The 20,261-nt window shown below is 63.4% G+C and carries 19 protein-coding genes; 1 reads left to right on the top strand and 18 read right to left on the bottom strand.

All coding sequences use genetic code 11. The annotated features are described in order from the left end of the window. Positions 1-72 precede the first annotated feature (72 nt). The 6 genes from J2805_RS21065 to J2805_RS21040 form a co-directional block, all read right to left on the bottom strand. Entirely contained in the window at positions 73-1,002 is a 930-nt protein-coding gene (locus tag J2805_RS21065; RefSeq protein WP_309979789.1) for a sucrase ferredoxin, read from the bottom strand. Then, positions 992-2,197, bottom strand: a complete 1,206-nt coding sequence (locus J2805_RS21060) for a cupin domain-containing protein (protein ID WP_396134452.1) — start codon at positions 2,195-2,197, stop codon at positions 992-994. Before J2805_RS21060 ends, J2805_RS21065 begins: the two co-directional genes overlap by 11 nt. Then, entirely contained in the window at positions 2,194-2,448 is a 255-nt protein-coding gene (locus tag J2805_RS21055) for a hypothetical protein (RefSeq protein ID WP_309979787.1), read from the bottom strand. The genes J2805_RS21060 and J2805_RS21055 overlap by 4 nt, the downstream gene beginning before the upstream one ends. A gap of 474 nt (positions 2,449-2,922) precedes the next feature. After that, positions 2,923-3,399: a GNAT family N-acetyltransferase gene (locus tag J2805_RS21050; RefSeq protein ID WP_309979884.1), complete on the bottom strand. Its 477-nt coding sequence runs from the start codon at positions 3,397-3,399 to the stop codon at positions 2,923-2,925. Between the two features lie 271 nt (positions 3,400-3,670). Beyond that, positions 3,671-4,969, bottom strand: coding sequence for a vanadium-dependent haloperoxidase (locus J2805_RS21045; RefSeq protein ID WP_309979786.1), 1,299 nt, complete (start codon positions 4,967-4,969; stop codon positions 3,671-3,673). A 432-nt stretch (positions 4,970-5,401) separates the two neighbouring features. Beyond that, positions 5,402-5,965: a hypothetical protein gene (locus J2805_RS21040; protein WP_309979784.1), complete on the bottom strand. Its 564-nt coding sequence runs from the start codon at positions 5,963-5,965 to the stop codon at positions 5,402-5,404. 364 nt (positions 5,966-6,329) lie between these two features. On the opposite strand from J2805_RS21040, the gene J2805_RS21035 reads away from it, so the two are divergent. Continuing rightward, on the top strand, positions 6,330-6,854 hold the full coding sequence (locus J2805_RS21035) for a P-loop nucleotide/nucleoside kinase family protein (protein ID WP_309979782.1): 525 nt from the start codon (positions 6,330-6,332) through the stop codon (positions 6,852-6,854). Here J2805_RS21035 and J2805_RS21030 read toward each other — a convergent pair. From J2805_RS21030 to J2805_RS20975, 12 genes are all read right to left on the bottom strand, one after another. Then, positions 6,755-7,096 (bottom strand): NAD(+)--rifampin ADP-ribosyltransferase, encoded by a 342-nt coding sequence (locus J2805_RS21030; protein ID WP_309979882.1) that lies wholly within the window; start codon positions 7,094-7,096, stop codon positions 6,755-6,757. The two genes, J2805_RS21035 and J2805_RS21030, sit on opposite strands and share 100 nt — an antisense overlap. Positions 7,097-8,093: 997 nt before the next feature. After that, entirely contained in the window at positions 8,094-8,723 is a 630-nt protein-coding gene (gene eda, locus J2805_RS21025; protein ID WP_309979780.1) for a bifunctional 4-hydroxy-2-oxoglutarate aldolase/2-dehydro-3-deoxy-phosphogluconate aldolase, read from the bottom strand. Continuing rightward, complete coding sequence (locus tag J2805_RS21020) at positions 8,716-10,104, bottom strand: mannitol dehydrogenase family protein (protein ID WP_309979881.1); 1,389 nt, start codon at positions 10,102-10,104, stop codon at positions 8,716-8,718. The genes eda and J2805_RS21020 overlap by 8 nt, the downstream gene beginning before the upstream one ends. Positions 10,105-10,172: 68 nt before the next feature. Further along, complete coding sequence (locus J2805_RS21015) at positions 10,173-10,697, bottom strand: PfkB family carbohydrate kinase (protein ID WP_309979879.1); 525 nt, start codon at positions 10,695-10,697, stop codon at positions 10,173-10,175. A gap of 684 nt (positions 10,698-11,381) precedes the next feature. Then, positions 11,382-12,395, bottom strand: coding sequence for a sugar phosphate isomerase/epimerase family protein (locus J2805_RS21010; RefSeq protein ID WP_309979778.1), 1,014 nt, complete (start codon positions 12,393-12,395; stop codon positions 11,382-11,384). 26 nt (positions 12,396-12,421) lie between these two features. Then, positions 12,422-13,918: a sugar ABC transporter ATP-binding protein gene (locus J2805_RS21005; RefSeq protein WP_309979776.1), complete on the bottom strand. Its 1,497-nt coding sequence runs from the start codon at positions 13,916-13,918 to the stop codon at positions 12,422-12,424. Beyond that, complete coding sequence (locus tag J2805_RS21000; RefSeq protein ID WP_309979775.1) at positions 13,915-14,769, bottom strand: sugar phosphate isomerase/epimerase family protein; 855 nt, start codon at positions 14,767-14,769, stop codon at positions 13,915-13,917. Before J2805_RS21000 ends, J2805_RS21005 begins: the two co-directional genes overlap by 4 nt. Further along, entirely contained in the window at positions 14,762-15,613 is an 852-nt protein-coding gene (locus J2805_RS20995; RefSeq protein ID WP_309979772.1) for a sugar phosphate isomerase/epimerase family protein, read from the bottom strand. Before J2805_RS20995 ends, J2805_RS21000 begins: the two co-directional genes overlap by 8 nt. Positions 15,614-15,688: 75 nt before the next feature. After that, a complete protein-coding gene (locus J2805_RS20990) occupies positions 15,689-16,678 on the bottom strand; it encodes a sugar ABC transporter substrate-binding protein (RefSeq protein ID WP_309979770.1) in 990 nt (329 codons plus the stop codon). Positions 16,679-16,743: 65 nt separating this feature from the next. After that, on the bottom strand, positions 16,744-17,901 hold the full coding sequence (locus J2805_RS20985) for an ABC transporter permease (RefSeq protein WP_309979768.1): 1,158 nt from the start codon (positions 17,899-17,901) through the stop codon (positions 16,744-16,746). A gap of 26 nt (positions 17,902-17,927) precedes the next feature. After that, positions 17,928-18,971 (bottom strand): Gfo/Idh/MocA family protein, encoded by a 1,044-nt coding sequence (locus J2805_RS20980; protein WP_309979766.1) that lies wholly within the window; start codon positions 18,969-18,971, stop codon positions 17,928-17,930. Beyond that, entirely contained in the window at positions 18,968-20,104 is a 1,137-nt protein-coding gene (locus tag J2805_RS20975; RefSeq protein WP_309979763.1) for a Gfo/Idh/MocA family protein, read from the bottom strand. Before J2805_RS20975 ends, J2805_RS20980 begins: the two co-directional genes overlap by 4 nt. Positions 20,105-20,261 lie beyond the last annotated feature (157 nt).

The raw sequence follows: 20,261 nt of genomic DNA, 5'->3' as shown, positions 1-20,261 counted from the left end.
CTGGCCGAAGCGGATGCCGATGGTTTGCTGGCGGCGCACCGACAAAGGTACTGCTTTCGGTAAAACCGTCCTTTAGACGGCGCGGATCGAAATGAGCTCGTAGACCAGGGCGGAGCTCATCGCCGGCCCGCGGCAGGTCAGTTGGCATGGCGTAGCGCGGCGGGCGTGCAGTTCGACGTCGACACTCGCCGGGTGAGGCGGGCGGCCGGTGATGCGGATCCGCCAGTGATCTCCGTTGCGGGAGGTCTCGACCACCCTGTAGTCATTCCGGCCGGCCGGGCCGAAACGTCTGAGCGTGGCCGCGACAGCGGTCTGCTGTGCTGGGAAGAGATCCGTGTATCCGCGCAAATATTCCGCGTGGATACGGTCGGCGAGGTGCTCTTTGATCGTGGCGACGGACGACTCCACGTCCAGATTCCCGTAATAGACGCCGTCGGGTGCAACCAGGACGTTGGCTGCGAACCTGTCTCCGCCTACATGCGAACACTCCCACACCAGCTCCGGCCACTGTTCACTCAGCGCACGTCCCACGGGCCGTCCCCACACGGCACAGCATTGGTCATGTTTGCTGTGAGTGCATACCAGGATGACGGGCGGATAGCCGAGCGTTCCGGGGAGATTGAGGGCGCTGGCAATCTCCGCCAGGTCCTCATCCTTGCCCCACGTTCCCCATTGCTGACGATAGGCGCCCGAATCCTCATGGTGCAGTACTGCCCAATGGCTCTGACCCTCACGGCGGCGGGGGCCGGGCCGTCTCACCAGCAGCACCCGCACCCGCGCCGCCTTCGCGGCGGCGAGCACGAGTTCTTTGGTCTCAGGCTCGAGACCAAGCCCTTCGAAGCCATTGAGAGGCCACCCACCCCGGTACTCGATGAGCACCCAGACGACGCCGTGCGACGCTGTGCCTGCAATCGGGTCGCCGCGCAACCGGGCGCCTTCAGAGCAGAAGAAGCGCTCCGTGGCCGCCACTGTGGCGAAGTCACTGTCTAGATCACTGTTCAACGGGAACGAGGACCCCCGCGCGCAACAGTCTTTCAACGAGTTCGACGCCGAGATCACCCGCGGTGTGAATCTCCCCGTCGAGCAGGCTCGTTACAGAAGGCAGATCCGTCGCCGGGAAGTCGAGCCAACCCACGCGCGTGGCAAGGCGCAATCCCTCTAGCCGTGCTTCCAGTGCATCGCGAAGCCGGACCGCAGACTCGGGGCTTAGGCCGTCGACAGCCGCGAGCTGGGCCAGCGGCCCCAGCGGTGCCGGGCGGCCCTGTCCTCGCCGGGTGCGGTGGAACAAAGAACTGGTTTCAGCCTCAACGACAGCAGCGGCCAGGCGCTCGCGGACGACGTCGATCTCCCCGTTTGGTCCGTCGACGCCCAATGGCAATGTACGGCGCATCTCAGGATCGTCGCACAGCGCTGCGAGCGCGGTCTGGGCGAGCTGTTCGGCCAATGCGTAGCGGGTCCAACTGTGGATTCCAAGCGTGAGGTGGATGGAGACCTCGCCCTGCGCCTGGGCGGCATGCAACCAGCCACGCGGCAGGTAAAGGACATCCCCTGGCTCGAGCACCGTATTGATGTAGGCCTCGCCTTTCGCGGCCTCGGCCACGGTGGAGCGGCGATCGGTCCAGGGTTGATCACGCAACGGGTCCGTGTGAACCGGCTCATGGATGATCCAGCGCTTTGTCCCCTCGATCTGCAGGACGAAGACGTCGTGCACGTCGTAGTGATCGTCGAACCCGCGGTTCTGGGGCGGTGTGATGTAGGCATTGGCCTGCACCGGATGTCCGAGCTCGGTGCTCAGCCTGCTGCTGAAGTCCGTGACAGGCTCCCAAGTGCGGTGCAGTGCCTGCAGCACGAGCGTGGCACCGTCCGCGAATTTGCGCCAAAGCGCTGTGTCGTCGAGCTGGTCAGAAATGGTGGCGCCGACGCCGGCGGAAGAGGTGAATGACGAATCTGGAAATGTAGAGCCGCCCTTGGCAACGCGGAGAAAAGGTGTGCGCAGTCCACGGCGCGAGATCAGTTCGTCAACGGCCTCGGCAGAGAACAGATCGGAGAAGTCGCTTGCGCCACGCGTGAGCAGCGCCGTGCGCCCCCAAACGTCGTCGGCGAAGCTCTCACGGCCAATCTTAACCAGGCGTGTCTCCAGGACCCCGCCGCTTTCCAAGGCGTCGGGGTCCTGAAAGTCCGTGCGGGTGGTGCTCAAAATTTAGATGCCCCGTTCCGCGGCTCCACCTGCGGCTCCTCCATCAGCTCCTCCATCGGCACCGCTGTCAGCTCCCCCATCGGCACCGCTGTCAGCTCCCCCATCGGCACCGCTGTCAGCTCCCCCATCGGCACCGCTGTCAGCTCCCCCGTCGGCACCGCTGTCAGCACCCCCATCGGCACCGCTGTCAGCACCCCCATCGGCACCGCTGTCAGCACCGCTGTCAGCACCTCCGTCGGCACCGCCATCATGCATGCCGGGGACGCCGGCCGCGCCGCCGTCAGCGGGGCCTTCCTGCTGGCTTGGATCCTGCTCTGGACTGGTCATGCTTCCTCCCGAGAATCGAATCGCTAGGATCAGCTCCGTTACTGGCACCTGATCACCCAACCGGGCAGTCCTTCATCGACACCACCCGTGATCACCCTAACGGCACGGGCCAGCCCTGGGAACAACCCTTTTTTTCAACTCAGATAGATTCAGAACTCGGACAGTCCAATTCGGATTGCCGGGGCGCGGAGTCCAAGGCGATCCACCTTGCCATCGGCATCAGCTAGAACGACGTCGGACGTTGAAAGGCTGGTGCAAACAAGCGAACTGTGCTGCGGGGAGCCGGGGTTTATACGGCTCCGCGGCCATAACCTTCCTCGTTGGAACCGGTTTTACTGCCATCACCAAATTCCTTGCTCCAGCCTTCCCGGCACATCGAATAATCCTGCGGCCCGGCCTTACCTCAAACGCTTTTCAAAGCAATAGGAGAAGGGAATCGCGGATGCATAGGGTTCATACACCGGGATGCGCGTGTAACCCAGTTTCGAGTACAGAGCGACAGCTTCGGGCTGCTGATCCCCGGTCTGAAGAACGACCCGCGCGGCTCCCCCGCGTGCGGCAATTGCTTCGACCTCCCCCATCAGCATGCTGGCGATACCTCGGCCTCGTTGGCTCTCAAGCACCACGACCCGCTTGACTTCCCACTCCCCGTTCAGTGACCGGAGGGCGGCATGGGCCACGGGCCCGGTGTCATCCTCCACCGCCAGGACGGTCGCGAGCACGTCATCCGGATCAACGGCCAGGGCACTGAGCGCGGCGTCCCGCCCGGGACCAGGCTGCAGCCGGCCGGCGTACCGTCCGTGGAGGTCCACCTCCAGGATGCGTTGGAGCGCCACAGCTCGCTCATCTGTCCAGAGGACCTGTTCGAATTTCACAGCCAAGACGGGCATTCCATTTCTTGTGGCTCTGAGGTCGGGGAGCTGATCCTCTCCGTATGAACTGTTCGTCCTAACCGTAGCCCATGGCCCAAGGGATGGCGGGAAGGGTCAGGCGGGAAGCTTGTTGAGCTTCCGGCCAAACATCCGCACGAACGCGAGTCGGCGCACCGTCGACACGCTTGCAGGCAACAAATCCTGTTAAGGCCGAATTGGCTGATTACAAATGAACCAAATCGGTTGGGAAAGTGATCGGGTCAGTCGCGGGACGCTACTGACATGACGCCGGCTGGAAGTAGTGACCGCTGAGCCACGACGCCACCTCGTTGCCGATCTCGGCGCCCTGTACGACAGCGGTGCGGAAGTGGATGCCGCCCCAGACGCGAGCATCAACGATCTCCTGTATCGCCGCGGAGAATCCGTCGAAGTGCCGTGGTTCGCCCGGGAAGCGACCGGAGTTCACGTCGAAGGCGACCTCGTCCGTGCCGAAGAACTCCTGCGCCGCGTAGAGAGTGGCGCCGCTGACGCAGCCGTGACCGGCCGGGTGGTCCGGGAACGGCGGTGTGCCGAGCGGCGGGACGGTCGCTGTCGATGGATCGAAGAGCGGTTTCCATGTCGGATCGGCTGCCGTCTCCGGATTGCCGTCGGTGTCGGCTTCGCGGATGGCCGCCATCGGACGCCAGAAGTTCCAGTAGTACTTGTCGTTCCAGCAAGCGACCGCGCCATCAGCGGCGGCGAGGTTGGTCATCGCGAAGAGTCGAGCCGCGTCGGCCAGGTCGAGTCCGTGCTCCACGGTGAGGCTGCGGAACACGCCGTTCCAGAGTGCCACCGGCGGGGCTTGCCAGAAGATGGCCGCAGTGGTCTGGTCGTCGGTTCTGGTGGTATTCACGAGCGCACCGATCTCCTTGACCTCGTTGAAGTCCGCTGTGTACTCGGCACTCCTCAGCGGGTTGGGACCCTCCGAGCGGAATTGGTCGGGACTCTCGATGATGAACGGTTGGAGGTTGGCCACCCAGGCGTCCGGATCGAGCGCACCGGGTGCGACGGGCCGCCAATCGCCGGGATCGGGTCCGATGTTGAACTCGAACGGGGCCATGAACCCGTCATCGGTGCGGGCGAGGATCATCGCCGCCGCGGCGGCTTCACCGGCGGCGACGCCTTCGTCCTTGTTCGGGCCGTCGGTGACGCCCGCGAGCGTTGCGTCGTACGCAGCGTCGAGGCCAGCTACTTGGTCCGACGGGACCAGAGTAACGAGCACGTGGTGTGCGGCGGTCGAGATCGCCGCATCGAACGATGCCTCCGGCCCGACACCGACCGAGTCGCCGTCGAGCAGATACGGCTGGTACCCGCGGTCGATGGCGTTCACGGCGTCGTACACCGCGCCTTGAACCATCGCCATGCCGCGGAGCTGGCCGTGAGCCGTGGGTCGCAGTGGGATGACGTGGTTTTGGGCGATGGTGCTCCACTCGATGAGGATGTCCGTGTTCGCAGGCGCCGCGTTCCGAGCGTTCGAGGCGCCGGCGCTCGACACTCCCGGTAAAACGAGTGCGGCGGTCAGTGCCGGGATCAAGCAGAGCGCCCACCGTCGGCGCGCACCGTTCCTCGAAGTCCGCGATGGTTGCCTGTGATGATCGTAAGCGTTGCTGTTCGTCATGTCGTCGGTCCTTCAGTCGTCGGAGCCATGTTCAAGCGAACCCGACGGAGTCGACATCTCAGTGGTGCCCGACACCGGCGGCACGCGACCGCTCGAGGTCAGCGCGATGCGCAGTCTGTGCGGATACTCCAAGGGTGAGCCTCTCCCAGCGCGTTGTCCAGTGGAACTGTGTTCGGCAGCCTGGGAGGTCGCGGGCCAGGCCTGGGTCACACTCGCCAGGAACTATATCCGGTGAACTTAGCTACCGGATGACAACCAAGCAGGTCACAGAAGACTGTGGCCATGGCCCGTTCAAGGAGCTACTCACTGGTCGCACAAAAAAGCTCCAGCCGTCACTCGTAGGCGGGGCTATATCCTGGCCTTGTAGAAACGAGCGTTGGGCCGGCCGCGCTCGTCCGTCGGGGCCCCTAGGTTCTTACCGATGCTGATCTTGTTGCCCATCTCTTCGGTTTCGCGTGAACCTACGACCCAGATGTACTCCCCAGTAGTGGGGTGCCGGGCGATGGACTTCACCCGGTTCTGGACCGACTCACTGATGACTTCATCCTTGCTGCCGTCGTAGCGGTAGACGCCCTCGCTGTCAGTCAGCAGGAGGTGACCGGGCATGGCGTAGTCGGGTTGGAGGTCGTGACCCATCCTGTGGCCGGGGTGGTCGATGACCACTTCACGCCAGACGTCGCGCTCGGTGTCCTGGCCGGATCCCCTGACCTTGTAGCCGACAAGCTTGCCGTCGCCGAGCACCCACAGCATGCCGGCGGAAACCACGTTACTGCCTCGCGGATCCCAAAGGATGCCATGGGCACCATCGAAGGTCCAGGAGTTGACCTTCTCGTAGTTGTCGAAATCATCGATCCTGCCCTTCGGGGGGTAGAGCTGGAGATTCTTACTGCCGGAGGCGCAGACCAGCGCCATCAGCCCCCGCGCCTGGGTCTTGCGGATCTTGACGTCGGACAGATCCGCCCAGATTAGGTCTCAGCAGCACGGAGAGTTTGGAGCACACTCCCCCATGAGAACTGGCTCCCACTGCTGAATGGGTGTCCCATCCCACCAAGGATCGCGGTTCCCACAACCTAGGAACTGAGACGCCACACTTTCACCTCTGGGCCAACATTTCGCCGCCTCTGGCACCCTCTAGCAGGGTTCATGCGGGCGGGCACTGCGACACATTTGGGCCGGGCGGCAGCGGACGCCGTGAGCACGTTTTTGGAGGGCCCGCACCCCGACCGGCTAACGGACGAGCCGTGAAGGAAACTTCTTTGGCGCTAGAGTTCGGTCCATGATTGTTTGGCTCAACGGCACCCACGGGGCGGGAAAGACGACGACGAGCGCGCTCGTGCAGCAATTGCTGCCCGACGCGCGCGTCCTGGACGCTGAGAAGGTCGGTGAGGTCCTCATGGACATCAAGCCGGGACTACCTGAGACGGACAACTTCCAGCACTGGGAGCCGTGGCGAAGGCTCGTTGTCGAAACCGCTCGGCGGGTGCTCGGGTACACCGGAGGCACACTCGTGATGCCGATGACTGTCTTGGTCGAGAGCTACTGGCGGGAGATCAGCGACGGCCTTACGGAGCACGGCATACCGATCCGGCATTTCGTGCTCCACGCCGACCAGGCAACGCTCCGCGACCGCATACAGAACGACAAAGCCCTCGGCCCCTCGACGTTCCGCTTCGCGCACTTGGAGCCATACGCCGAGGCAGCTCATACCTGGCTGCACAATGAAGCCGAGGTCATCGACACCACACACATCACAGCGGACCAAGCCGCGCAGCAGATCGCGGATTCGGTGCTTGATCGCTGAGAGCGCGGAAGGCCCGGCATGTTTGTCGCCGCTGAGGGATCCCCCAGCGTACTCGGTCGGCCATGGGCCCCAGACGCTGCTAGTCGTAGGTGACCGCGAGGCCCCGGCGTTTCAGGTCGGGGAGGCGTCTCGCATGGCCTGCAACTGATCGGTGAGTGTCCTATCCAATCCACGAGTTCACCGATGACCTCCACGGGCTCTCGTGTGCGGTAAGACCGGGTCGGGTTGCCGGGGAACTTCAGGTGCTGGCGTTACTTCGCGCTGCGATCGATTCGCGCTGTCTTGATTCCGCGCAGGAACTTCAACAACGCCACGAGGGCCGCTACCACGAGAACAATCCCGGACACTATGCCCCAGGTTGATTCGCCGCGTGTTGAACTGAAGATATAGATGGAATACGAGCCAAGAATTAGGGCGAGCAAAAGCCAGATCGTTGCCGAGTTACGTTTCAAAATGGACTCCTAAGACTAGGGTGAACGGTCATGACAGATCACACTTTGAAAACAGCCAGTACGCCGCTCCGAGCGCGCATGCAAGCCAAGCGACTGTACCAGCCAGGGAACTGAATTCCAGGACAGCCACAGCTCCGTGGTTTGCCCAATCCGTAGCCAGAATTGGAAACAGGACCCTCCCGAAATCGCCGAGACAATCTGCAAGTGCCTCCGGTAGGACCAGGCTTAGCGGAACAATAAACAGGCTCACAAGATGACTGCGAATGACGGAGCCGATCGCAGCTTCAATCCGCAGCTCCAATCCCTCGACTGGGGCTGGGGCAATTCGGATGGCGGCGGTATCCCCAGGACGGCTTCAAGGCCTACGGACTGCAACTCACTAGCCAATCGATTTGGTTCACGGACACCTGCGCCCCGGCACCAACCAGAACACCGACGGCAAAGGGACCAGCCTGACCCCACGTCGGTTTGCCAATGGAGGCTCCCCGGCGTGGCCACGGAACTTCGCCAGCTTCGACTACGACTGCGCGGACCGCTGGAACTGTCCGCAGGAAGTCTCACGCCATATCCAGGGAGTTCCTGATGAATGGCATCGACGGCCCGCTGGCAAATACCCCGGCCACGCAGGTGGTAGCCTCATCGGCTAGCTGCAGGCCGTCCCTCATCTGGGACGACATACGATACGCCCATAAAGCCGACGGTCCTGATCAAGACCTCAAGCCTTCGAGCCGAACCATCTGGAGCGTCCCGGAGTCGTAGTAAGCCATTGACGCGAAGCGGCCCCGGATCACCTCATCCGGAGTGCGGCAGCCCCTTCGGCGAGCTGGGTGATTTGCTGCCAGTTCTGGTTGTCGATGGCGCTGCGGGGGGTGAGCCAGCTGCCGCCGACGCAGGATACGTTAGGGAGCGCAAGGTAGGCCGGTGCGGTAGCGAGGCTGATTCCACCGGTCGGGCAGAACTGAACGTGCGGGTCTGGAGCTCCGATGGCGGCGAGGTAGTCGGGGCCGCCGGCGGGTCCTGCAGGGAAGAATTTCATGGTGTCCAGCCCACGCTCCAGCACTGCCATTGCCTCGCCCACTGTGGCTACGCCGGGCAGGACAGGGATACCTAGGTTCAGCATGTAATCCAGCAGGGACGGGGTCACGCCCGGGCTGACGAGGAACTGCGCTCCGGCGGCGACCGCCGCGTCCGCCTGACCGGGGGTTAGGACCGTGCCCGCCCCGACCAGGATGTCGGGCACCTCGTTGGCGATGAGCTTTAGTGACGTAAGCGCACTTTCGGTGCGGAGCGTGAGCTCGATGATGCTGACTCCGCCAGCGACCAAAGCCTTGGCAAGGGGAACTGCATGTTGCGGGTCATCGATGGTTACCACCGGAATGACGGGTGAAACCTGCAGGACGCTGGTGGCACTAGCCATGATTAATCTCGTTTCTCAGGCCGTCCAGGCCTTGGGTATCAATGATGCGGTACCAGTGCATGAGGAGCCCTGCGAAGGTGCTGTCTGCGGCGAGTTCGGCGTCGAAGACGCTGCGGCAGCCCAGGAGCGCCGGAATGACGGTGTCCGCTGTCCGGTTGGGGGGAAGCACGGCTTGGAGTTCGGCGGCGAGCGGATCGTTCAGCCCGGCCGCGGGTGTGGTGGCCACGTGGTGCATCCAGGCGGCGACTGCCAGGGCAGCCCACCGTGGTTCGCGGCCGGCGTCGAGGTTTGCGCGGATTGTGGTCAGTAGGCGCAGGCCGATTTTCTGGGAGCCGTCACTCCCAACTTTGGCCGTGGTGTGTCCCAGGGCGGGGTTAGCGAAACGTTCCAGGATCTGGGCGGAGTAGGTTTCACCGTTCAGTCCGTCAGGCAGGCTGACTGTGGGAAGGGCGTCCTCGGCCAGCATCAGTCGGCACGCCGTGCGGAAGGACTCCTCTCCCACGGCATCGCTGATGGTGTCCTTGCCCGCGGCAAGGCCGAGGTAGGCGAGCATCGAATGGCTGGCGTTGAGCAGGCGCAGCTTGGCCGCCTCCCACGCAGCGACGTCGGTGCTGAACAGCGCCCCGGCCTCCTCCCAGGCCGGCCGGTCCCCGGCAAAGTTATCCTCAATGACCCATTGCATGAAGGGTTCCGCCACCACGGCGGCTTCGTCGCGCAGCCCGAGTTCGCGTTCGACGGCGGCAAGGTCGCCTTCGGTGGTGGCCGGCACCATCCGGTCCACCATGGTGCTCGGGAAGGTCACGTTCGTGTCCAGCCATGCCAGCAGCGAACCTAACTCAGCTTCGGGAAGGGCAGCAGCGAATGCGCGGACCAGCCTTTCGGTCAGCTCCCCGTTGCCCGGCAGGTTGTCACACGAGACGACGGTGAGCGGCCCTCCGCCGGTGCTGGCCCGCCGCTGGATTCCCCGGGCAATCTGTCCGATGGCAGACTTCGGCGGGTGGCCGGCGAGGTCGGCCTGCACCTGGGCATCGGCGGTGTTGAGTGATCCGGTGTGGGGATCAATCCGGTAGCCCTTTTCCGTGATGGTCAGCGTGACTACCTGCGTGGTGGCAGCGGCGATCCGGTCCACGACAGTTTCGGGATGGTCCCTGCCGGAGATGGCTTCCACAATGCTGGAAACCACGCGGAGCGGCGCGGCTCCGCTGCCCCGCTCCGATACGGTGAACAGTCCATCCTGCGGCGCCAGCTGGCGCGCGACCGTGTCCGAACGCTGGGTGACTCCGGTGATCCCCCAATCAGAATCGCCGGTGGCGAGCATGGCGTTTTCGGTGAACACGGCTGTGTGGGCACGGGCGAAGGCGCCCAGACCGAGGTGGACTATGCCGGGACGGAGGGCGCCGGGGGCCAGCAGCGGCCGGTGGCTGCCGTTCGCGGCAAGCGAGGCTGCGCTTAGGCGTGTGATGGCTGCACTCCTTCGGGGGACAGTCCGGAGGCGCCCGCGTGGGCGCGGGTCTGCTCCAGGGTGGGAATGAAGCCGGTGCCGCCCTTGCCGCCCACTACCAGCGACGCCGCCGCCGCGCCATAGCGGGCAGCCACCGGGCAGGTGTCGCCCAGGACCATCCGTGCAGTCAGGGTGCCGACGAACGCGTCGCCCGCCCCGGTCTGATCCACGACGGCGGGCGCCGGGATCGAATGGATCCATGTACTGTCCTGGCCTTCGCCTTCCAGCTGGATGCCCTCCGCGCCGCAGGTCACGGCCACGTTCACCGCACCAAGGCCACGCAGCTTGGCCGCAGCCTCAGCGGCTGTGGCGCAGCCCAGGAGCGCGGACGTTTCGCCGGGAAACGAGGGCGTGACCAGGAAGGTGCGCGGTGCGAGCTGCAGGAGTGCCGCCGTCGCGTCCTCCACGGAGGTGAGCCGGGGGCGGAAGTTGGGATCAAACACAAAGCGTTTGGCGAGGGCGGCGGCCTTCAGGACGGCGGCGCGGGAGGATTCCGATCAGCCCCCAGTACTTGACCCGTCGGGTTGTGCGGGGAACTCAGGAAAACGGCCCTTGTGGTTGGTCGTATGCTGCCAACGACCAATTCCGCAGTGACGGGGGCCTGGAGCAAGGTACCGGAGGTGCCCATTTTTTTGTGCCGCCATAAGGGCACTTCGGGGAGCCGGAGTTTCGATAATAAGATGGGCGCCAGGAAGGCAGGCCGCTTGGGCAACCATGGCGAGCCCTTCGCCGGCTCCAACAGTGACGGTGATGTTATCTGGGATGACGCCAGGCATGGTGGTGGCGATTCGTTGACGAAGCTCTGCCGAGCCGCCAGGTGCCGCGTAGTCGAAGGTGAGTCCTTTGGTCAGAACCGAGTCCGGTTCGAGGCTGGCGATGGTGGTCAGCTCCCCCATCGTGAGCGGGGCTATGGCGCTTGACCCTATGACTAGCGGAGCAAGTGATTCGTACCGCGCTGACCATTCGGCATGGCCCAAAGGTAGGTAAAGGTCTGCTGGCAATGCGATCCTCTTTGGGTCGGTTTGGGACGGCCCCCGACGCCGTGCCTAAGTCTGACTTCGAGCGCCCGCCGATGCGTGGAGGTACTCCACGCATCGGCGGGCGCTCACCGGGATGTCCGGTTTTGCGAACAGTCAAAGTTTCGCGCGCCGCACCGATCAGTCTTTGCTGCTGAAGGCGGCGTCGAAGCTTGTCTGCGATGCCGGGAAGTCGAACTTTTTCAGGGCGGCGAGGGCTTCGGGGGCGCCGTGGAGGCGGTCCATGCCGGCGTCTTCCCATTCGACGGAGATGGGCCCGTTGTAGCCGATCGCGGTGAGGGCGCGGAAGGACGATTCCCAGGGGACGTCGCCGCGTCCGGCGGAGACGAAGTCCCAGCCGCGGCGGGGGTCGCCCCAGGGCAGGTGGGAGCCCAGGACGGTGTTCCGGCCGGTGGGGCGCAGCTTGGTGTCCTTGCAGTCCACGTGGTAGATCCGGTCCTTGAAGTCCCAGATGAAGGAGACGGGGTCGATGCCCTGCCACATGAAGTGCGACGGGTCCCAATTCAGGCCGAACGCTTCACGGTGTCCGATCGCTTCGAGGGTGCGGACGGTGGTCCAGTAGTCGTAGGCGATCTCGGAGGGGTGGACTTCGTGGGCGAAGCGGACGCCGCATTCGTCGAAGACGTCCAGGATGGGGTTCCAGCGGTCCGCGAAGTCCTGGTAGCCGGCCTCGATGACCTTTTCCGGGACGGGCGGGAACATGGCCACGTACTGCCAGATGGAGGAGCCGGTGAACCCGACGACGGTGTCCACGCCGAGGGCTTTGGCGAGCCGTGCGGTGTGTTTCATTTCCTCGGCGGCGCGGGTGCGGACGCCTTCGGGGTCGCCGTCGCCCCAGACTTTGGATCCGACGATCGCTTCGTGGCGGAAGTCGATGGGGTCATCGCACACGGCCTGGCCCTTGAGGTGGTTGGAGATGGCCCAAACCTTCAGGTTGTACTTCTCCAGCACGGCCAGCTTGGACTCGACGTAGCCGGGTTCGTCCCAGCGCCAGGCGTCCAAGTGGTCCCCGGAGACGGCGATTTCCAGGCCGTCGTAGCCCCAGCCGGAGGCAAGGCGCGCGACTTCCTCGAAGGGGAGGTCGGCCCACTGGCCGGTGAACAGGGTGAACGGGCGGGTCTGTTGATCGGTCATGACTATTTCCGTTCTGGGAGGATCGCTTACGCCGCGGCGTAAGCGATGACGTTTTCTTTGGTTGCTTGGGCTTTGTCCAGTTCGGCCACTACTCGGCCGGCCCGCATGACCATCACTCTGTCGGAGAGCTCAAGCAGCTCGGGGAGCTCGCTGGAGATCACGAGTACGGCTACTCCTCTGCGGGCCAGCTGTTCGATCAGACGGTGGATCTCGGCCTTCGCACCGATGTCGATGCCCTTTGTTGGCTCGTCTAGGATGAGGACCTCGGGATTGCTTGCCAGGCAACGGGCGATGATGACCTTTTGCTGGTTGCCGCCGGACAGGGACTGTATCGGCGTTTCCGCAGACGGGGTCCTGACATCGAGTTCCTTGATGTAGTCACCGACCATCTTCTTTTCGAGGCCCCGCCGCAGCACGCCCCATTTACTGACCTGTTTCAGGAGGGTCAGCGTGGTGTTTTCGCGAATGGACAGCATTGGAATGATGGCCTGCAGCTTTCGCTCTTCCGGGACGAGGGCAATGCCGGCAGCGATGCCGGAATGGGCACCCTGGAGACTCAGTTTCCGGCCGTTTACCTCTACGGTTCCGGCGTCGGCTTTGTCTGCCCCGTAAATGCAGCGGGCGACCTCGGTCCGGCCTGCACCTACGAGTCCTGCGAGTCCAACGATCTCCCCTGCATGCAGCTGGAGGTTCACGTCCTCAAACGCACCTGCCAGGCTGAGACCCCGCGCCTCGAGAACAAGTTCACCGCGTTCGCGGGGAATGTGCTCGTAGAGGTCAACGTCCTTGCCCACCATCAGCTGCACAACGGAACGGGCATCAAGCTCCTCTGCCGGGACGGATGAGGCCACCGTTTTGCCTTCGCGGATGACGGTTATCCGGTCGGCCAGTGTGAAGACTTCCTCCAGTTTGTGCGAAACGTACATGATCGCCAGGCCCTTGCCCCGCAGCTCGTTAACCAGCTTGTACAGTTTCTCAACGTCCTGCTCGGTCAGTGCGGTGGTGGGCTCATCCATGATGATGACTCTCGCGTCCTGCGCTATAGCACGCGCGATTTCCACCATTTGACCGTCCACCGTAGAGAGCGCCATGGCAGGGGTGTCGAGGTTGAGGTGGGGCGCGACCTGGTCGAGGGCCTTGCGTGCGCGCTTACGAATCTCGCGGCGGGAGAGGATGCCGTTGTGTCCGCCCCAGTTTCCCAGAAGAACATTCTCGGCCACGGACAGGTCCGGGACCAGGTTGTGCTCCTGGTAGATAGTGGCAATGCCGGCAGCCTTGGAGGCCACTGTGCTGGAGGGCATGAGCTCGCCGTCCACGTACACGCCGCCTTCGTCCGGAGTGTAGAACCCGCTGAGTGTCTTGATCAGCGTTGATTTTCCGGCTCCGTTTTCACCGCAGACGCAGTGCACCTCTCCGGCATGAAGCTCAAAGTTCATGCCGGAGAGGGCGACGACGCCCGGAAACAGTTTTACGAGATTGCGTGCTTCAACGATTGCTGGAGCGCGTCCGGGCGTCACGGTCATGGCAGTTCCCTCCTCAGGAAGGTGAGTCCGTCCCTGGCCAGCGCGTCCATGGACGGTGCCACCGGCCGCCAGAGCGAAACGGCCTTGGCGATTTCCTCGACCGTGGGAAGGAACGATTCGACGACAATGGAACCCTGGTAATCGATCGTTTTCAGTGCGTCAAAGGTCTCGGACCACGGTACGTGTCCGCTGCCGGGCGTTCCGCGGTCGTTTTCTGACACTTGGAAGTGGAAAACCTTGTCACCGGCAGAAGTGATGGCCTCACCGATGTTCTTCTCTTCGATGTTCATGTGGAACGTGTCGAGCATGAGGCCCGCGTTGTCCCGGCCGATCAGTTCGCACAGTTCCAGACCTTGCTGGACAGTGTTGACCAGGTCGGTTTCGAAGCGGTTGAGCGGTTCGATTGCCAGGGTGACGCCGCGTTCGGAGGCGTAGTCGGCCACTTCGCGCAGACTGTCGGCCGCCCACTGGCGCTGCTGCTGGCGTTCCCCGGGGGAAAGCAGCCGGGCTTTGCCGGTGGCGGAGTACATAGGGCCGGCAACATGGGGTGATCCGACGGCTTGGGCGATGTCAACGCACAGTTTCAGGTAGTCAATGCCCTGCCGCCGCTTCTGTGGGTCCTCGTGCGAGACGTCACGGTCCGGTCCGAATGCGCCGCAGATGGACACGGGCAGTCCGGTCCGTTCCGAGGCTTTCTTTAGTGCTTCCGCGCTGACCACGGCAGGGTCTTCAATGCAGACTTCGATCAGGTCGTAGCCCATTTCTTTGGCGACATCGAACTGATCGACGTCCTCATCGGTGAACGGGGAGACCAGAATGAAGGTGCTGACTCCGAATTGGTATTTACTCATTGGGCCACAGCTCCTGTTCCAGCTTCTTCATTTCGTTGATGGCTTTTTCGGTGTAGGGGTCAAGGAACTCCAGGTGGCCGCCGCGTGCCATCATGGCAAAGGGGTTTGATGCGGCGGGCAGGAGCTCGAAGGTCAGGTAGCCGTCGAAGTTGATGTCCTTCAGCGTCTGCAGTGTCGGACGGAAGTCGATTTGTCCTACGCCGGGGGCCGCACGGTTTGAATCGGCCAGGTGGACATGGTTGACCTTGCTGCCGGCACGAGCGAAGGCGCCGTGAATGGTGTCTTCTTCGATGTTCATGTGGAAGAGGTCACCATGCACGCCGGCGTTCTTCAGGCCGGTAGCGTCCAGAAGTTCAACGGCGCGGTCGAGCCGGTTCAGGAAATGTGTCTCGTACCGGTTCCATGGTTCGAGCGTGATGTTGATGCCGACGCCGGCCGCATATTCACCAAGCGTGCGGACGTTCTCGACAGCCCATTCCCATTCCTGTTCGTCGCTGGCCAGGGCTTCGGTCTTACCCACCGGGGAAGGTCCGACGATGATGGTCGGAGCTCCGACGGCGGCGGCGAAATCGGCTACCGACTTGCCGTAGTCCAGGGCCTTCTGCCGGTTGGCGGCGCTGGGGTTGATCAGGTCGCGTTCCTCGCCGAACCAGATGCTGCAGATGGAGCTGACGTCAATGCCTGCGTCCTTGGTGAGCTGGTTGATTTCTTCGACGTTGTGCGTTGCCGGTTCTCCTACGAGTTCGATGGCGTCGTAGCCGTAGCGGGCGACGCGGTCGATGCCTTTGGCGATGTCTTCCTGGTAGTAGACGATGGCGTTGTAGGAATACTTGAAGCGGGACATGTTTCTCCTTGAGGTGGAATTGGTTTGTTCTGCCGGGCCACGTGGCGGGGGCCCGGCCGTTAGGGCTTTTGGGCCCTAGTCCTTGAAGATGTTGCCCCAGAGCTTGGGGTCATCGACGTTCTCTTTGGTGATGAGCTTGGTGTCGGTCAGCTGCATCTTGGGGACCTGCTTGCCGTCCAGCAGGTCAACTTGGGCCTGAAGGGCCAGTGCTCCCATTTCGAAGGGGTTCTGGTCCATGGTGGCGTCCTGAATACCCTTGCGGATGCGATCCAGGGCGAGGGGTGTGCCGTCGACTCCGACGAGCGGGATGTGGTTTGCGGCTCCGACCGGGGCGTCCTTGTTGATCTGGGAGAGGCCGGAGACGATGCCACGCACCATTTCGTCGTTGTGGCTGAAGAGGCCGTTGATGCTTGAGTCGGCGGTGAAGTTATCGACGGTCAGGGACAGGGCGTTGTCTGCAGTCCACTGCGAATCACGGCCGATGACCTTGATGTCGGGGAACTGCTTGATGCCCTCGGTGAAGCCCTTCCCGCGCAGAATCGCGTGGTAAGCGCCCTTGGCTCCTTGGTATTCAAGGACGGTCCCCTTGTTTCCCATCAGTTCGGCCAATGCTTCAGCCCCGAGTTTGCCGGCCTTTTCGTTGTCGAAGGCGACGGCTGCGTCGGCGATATCACCCGGGATCACCGAGTCGACAGTGGTGACAGTCTTTCCGGCATCGTGAATCATCTGGACGCCGGGGACGAGTTCAGCGGAGTTATTGGGGCTAAGGACGATGCCGTCTACGCCCTGGGCGAGCTGGTCCTGGATCTGGCTGATCTGGGTGCTGGAGTCGCCTTTGGCATCAAGGAGTGTCACCTCGACACCGAGTTCCTTCGCCTTATCCTTGACGCCCTGCCCGAGGGCAACCATGAACTCAAAGCTCTGGCTGTAGAGCAGAACGGCGATTTTCTTTGTCTTCTTTCCGTCGCTTGTTTCCTGCGCGGCGCTGGGTGCACCGCAGCCGGTCAGGGCGATGGTAGCGGCGGAGATTGCCGCAAGGACCGCCAGTTTGGGTGAGGTCTTCATTGACTTACTCTTTCTGTTGAGTGCCTAGATGTGCCGGCCGGGCCGGGCTGTAAGCGGGTGAGGTGTTAGGCCGGTGTTCCGGCCGCGTGCGCTGTGGCAGGCTCGGCGCTTGTGGTGCCGGCCGTCTTCGGGTCCATCGCCGGGGGCGGCCCGATCTTGCGCTTTCGGGACAGGTTCTTTTGGACGTACTTGTAGCGGTACACGTCCAGGGCGGCGGCGGCGAAGATGACGACGCCTTGGACGATCCGGTCGTAGGACGAGGGGATGCCGAGCAGGTTCACGGCGTTCGAGACCATGGCGATCAACAGCACGCCGAGCAGGGTGCCCTTGATGTTTCCCTGGCCGCCGAAGAGGCTGGTTCCGCCGATGACCACGGCGGCGATAACGGTCAGTTCAATACCGTCGCCGGCACGGGGGCTTCCGGAGGCCAGCCGGCCGGTGAGCAGGAGGCCTGCCATTCCCGCGGAGAGACCGGCGATGATGTAGGCGTTCATCGTGACCCGGTCGACGCGGATGCCTGCCAGCAGGGCTGCTTCCTTGTTGCCGCCGACGGCGTAGATGGAGCGTCCGTAGGTGGTACGGGTCAGGGCCAGGTGGGCCAGGAAAGCCAGCACCAGAACGGCCGGTATGAGCAGGGGGATCCCTGCGATTTTCGCGCTGACCATGTCGGTGAGCACCTTCGGAACGGGGGTGATGTTGCCGCCGTCGGAGTAGGCGAAGGCGATGCCCGACCCGGCGGAGAGTGTTGCCAGGGTCGCGATCAGCGGGGATATGCCCAGCTTCGTGACCATCAGCCCGTTGACCGCGCCGACTCCGGCGCCAACCAGGAGGCCGGTCAGGAGCCCGACTGCCGGCGGCATGTCCATGTTGACGATGACGCCCATGGACAGCACGGACGACAGGGCAGCCGTGGATCCTACCGACACATCGATGCCGCCGGTAAGGATCACGAAGGTCATGCCGATGGCGAACACACCAAGGATCGTGCACTGGTACAGCAGGTTCACCAGGTTGACCGTGGTCAGGAATACCGGGCTGAGGAACGTCAGCAGTACGCCGAAGAGCAGGACGACGACGAGCAGGCCCTGCGCGCCGATGAAGTCGCCGACGCCGGATAGCCGTGAACGGGACTCGTTTTGGGATTTTCCGGGGCCAGCCTTCCCGGAAACTGCACTGGCGGAGCCAGTGGCTGTTTGTGGCTGCATGGTTGTATCTCCAGTCATTTCGACACTTCCTCGGGTCAGAAGTGCTAGTGGCTGCCGAAGAGTTCGGCGTTGGTCTTCAAGGGAATGGGCGCACCATCCTGGCGAGCGGAGTCGGCGGTGGCCATGACCAGCTGCAGGCTCTGGATGTTATCGGTGACGTCCGTCTCAGCCTTCTGCCCCGTTTCGATGGCGTCGCGGAACGCTGCGAGGGTTCCCAGACGCTCCTCGACCGGCAACGGGTCCAGGTCGACGTGCATGACGCCGGAGCGTTCCACCGCGCCGGCGAGGAATACGGTGTCGAACAGCGAGGCGAAGTTGATGGTGACCTCGTTGTTCTTCCAAGTGATGGCGCCCCTACTGCCCTGGATTTCCCAGTCGCCGTCCCAGCTGGTCTGCGGGCCGTAGGAGCTCCATGAACCGGTGTATACGACGCGGGCACCGTTGTCGCAGTCGAACTGCACGACCGCGGAGGCGTTGCCCTTGAACCTTGAGGTGCCAGTGTTCCAGGACCGTGCACGCACGGCGGTGGGTTCGACACCGATGATGCCGCGGAGCTGGTCGAGGTGATGGATCATGGCGTCCACGATGAGGGGCTCATCCATTTCGAGCCGGAAGCCCTCGAACGGCGGGTTCTTCTTGTAGTCGATGAAGACGTGCTCGAGGTCTCCGATGACCCCTTCGCGGATGAGGCGCTGAACGGTCCGCGCGGCGCGCTTGAAACGGTAATTCTGGGACACCATGGCCTGCTTGCCGGACTTCTCTGCCGCTTCGATGATGCGGATGCCGTCCTCGAGGTTATGGGCGAGGGGTTTCTCAATCAGTGTGTGCACGCCGGCTTCAAGGGCCGGGATGGCCACGGCTGCATGGAATTCGGGCGGAACGATGACCAGGACAGCGTCGAAGGTTTCCTTGTGGTTCAACGCTTCTTGGATCGTGGCGTAGGCGGGGATTCCGTACTGTTCACCTGCAGCCCGTGCGGCGTCGGGGTTGACGTCGACAACGCCGGCCAGCTCCCAGGTTTTGCTCTGATGAATCACGTTCAGCCATGAAGCGCCCCACGCGCCGAGGCCTACCTGGATGATTTTCATAACTGCACTCCTTCTAGTTTTTTCACATCTGGGACGTCGACCCATTCGCCGTCCCTGCTGGATTCGATGATGCTTTCGGTGAGGACGGCGGACCTCAGGCCGTCCCGAAAGGTGGGGAGGCCATCGCGGTTGTCTCCGTCGACTGCGGCGTAGGTATCGGCGACAAATGCGTTGAATGCGTCCTGATAACCCTGCGGATGTCCTGCCGGCAGGACACTGAGCCGTGCCGCTTCGGGGCTAAGCGCGTCCGGGTCGCGGACAAGCAGCTGGGAACCGGCCCGCTTGCCAAGCCACAACGTCTCCGGCGCTTCCTGGTCGAACTGGAGGGTGCTCTCAGAACCAGAAATCTCGAACATCAGGCGGTTCTTCCGCCCGGGCGCAACCTGGCTGACCAGGAGGTTTCCCACGGTCCCGTTCTCAGTCGCGAATACGGCCGCAACGAGGTCCTCGGTTTGGACGTTCTTGTGGTTTGCCCGGCCGGAGAAGAGAGTGCGGCTCAGGGCCCCGACCTGTGTTATCCGTTCCCCGCTCACGAACTCGAGGAGGTCGCACAAGTGGGACCCGATGTCGGCGAAGGCCCGCGAAGGTCCACCGATGCCGGCGTCCACCCGCCAGTTATCGTCGTCCCGGGTCAGAAGCCAGTCCTGAAGATACGATCCCTGAATGGTGGAGATCCGCCCCGTTTGGCCGGATGCAATGCGTTCCCGGGCTTCCCGGATCATCGGGTGGAACCGGTAGACGAAGGGAACGGTCGCGACCGTCCCGGCCGTAGCGGCCAGCTCCACCAGTTTGGTGGCATCCTGCACGTTGGTAGCCAGAGGCTTCTCGCAGATAACGTGCTTGCCTGCCTTCAGCGCGGCTTCGGCCAGAGCGAAGTGCGTGGCGTTCGGGGTGCAGACGTGGATGATGTCGATCCTGTCGTCCTGGACGAGGTCCTGGACGGAGGCGTAAGCCTGTTCGACGCCGAGGCGGTCCTTGGCACGGGCGGCACTGGCAGGGCTTGAGGACGCGATGCCGGCGACTTCCGCCCCTGCGGCACGGGCGGCTCTACTATGCACCTCGGCCATGAACCCGGCGCCGACGAACCCGGCCCGTAACCGGGAGGGGGCTGTCGTGGTTCTGTCGTTTTCCATGCCGAAACAGTGACATGCACAACGTGACTTTGGTCAGTCACCCAGCAGAAGTCTGCACCTTTTGACGCTCTCGGGGACGGTTTACCCACCGAAGCTGCACTTTGTGATGCTACGGGCCTCGACGAGTGGACGGGAGCGAGTGGGCACCTTGACACTG

The organism is Arthrobacter oryzae, assembly GCF_031454875.1.
GTDB classification, from domain to species: Bacteria; Actinomycetota; Actinomycetes; order Actinomycetales; family Micrococcaceae; genus Arthrobacter; species Arthrobacter oryzae_D.
This window is presented reverse-complemented; position numbering and strand designations above follow the sequence as displayed.

Excerpts from the sequence above, each read along its gene's own strand:
- J2805_RS21005 (WP_309979776.1), bottom strand. The coding sequence starts at position 13,918 with ATGACCGTGACGCCCGGACGCGCTCCAGCAATCGTTGAAGCACGCAAT.
- J2805_RS21000 (WP_309979775.1), bottom strand. The coding sequence starts at position 14,769 with ATGAGTAAATACCAATTCGGAGTCAGCACCTTCATTCTGGTCTCCCCG.
- J2805_RS20985 (WP_309979768.1), bottom strand. The coding sequence starts at position 17,901 with ATGACTGGAGATACAACCATGCAGCCACAAACAGCCACTGGCTCCGCC.
- J2805_RS21055 (WP_309979787.1), bottom strand. The coding sequence starts at position 2,448 with ATGATGGCGGTGCCGACGGAGGTGCTGACAGCGGTGCTGACAGCGGTG.
- eda (WP_309979780.1), bottom strand. The coding sequence starts at position 8,723 with ATGGCTAGTGCCACCAGCGTCCTGCAGGTTTCACCCGTCATTCCGGTG.
- J2805_RS21035 (WP_309979782.1), top strand. The coding sequence starts at position 6,330 with ATGATTGTTTGGCTCAACGGCACCCACGGGGCGGGAAAGACGACGACG.
- J2805_RS20995 (WP_309979772.1), bottom strand. The coding sequence starts at position 15,613 with ATGTCCCGCTTCAAGTATTCCTACAACGCCATCGTCTACTACCAGGAA.
- J2805_RS20980 (WP_309979766.1), bottom strand. The coding sequence starts at position 18,971 with ATGAAAATCATCCAGGTAGGCCTCGGCGCGTGGGGCGCTTCATGGCTG.
- J2805_RS21010 (WP_309979778.1), bottom strand. The coding sequence starts at position 12,395 with ATGACCGATCAACAGACCCGCCCGTTCACCCTGTTCACCGGCCAGTGG.
- J2805_RS20990 (WP_309979770.1), bottom strand. The coding sequence starts at position 16,678 with ATGAAGACCTCACCCAAACTGGCGGTCCTTGCGGCAATCTCCGCCGCT.
- J2805_RS20975 (WP_309979763.1), bottom strand. The coding sequence starts at position 20,104 with ATGGAAAACGACAGAACCACGACAGCCCCCTCCCGGTTACGGGCCGGG.
- J2805_RS21040 (WP_309979784.1), bottom strand. The coding sequence starts at position 5,965 with ATGGCGCTGGTCTGCGCCTCCGGCAGTAAGAATCTCCAGCTCTACCCC.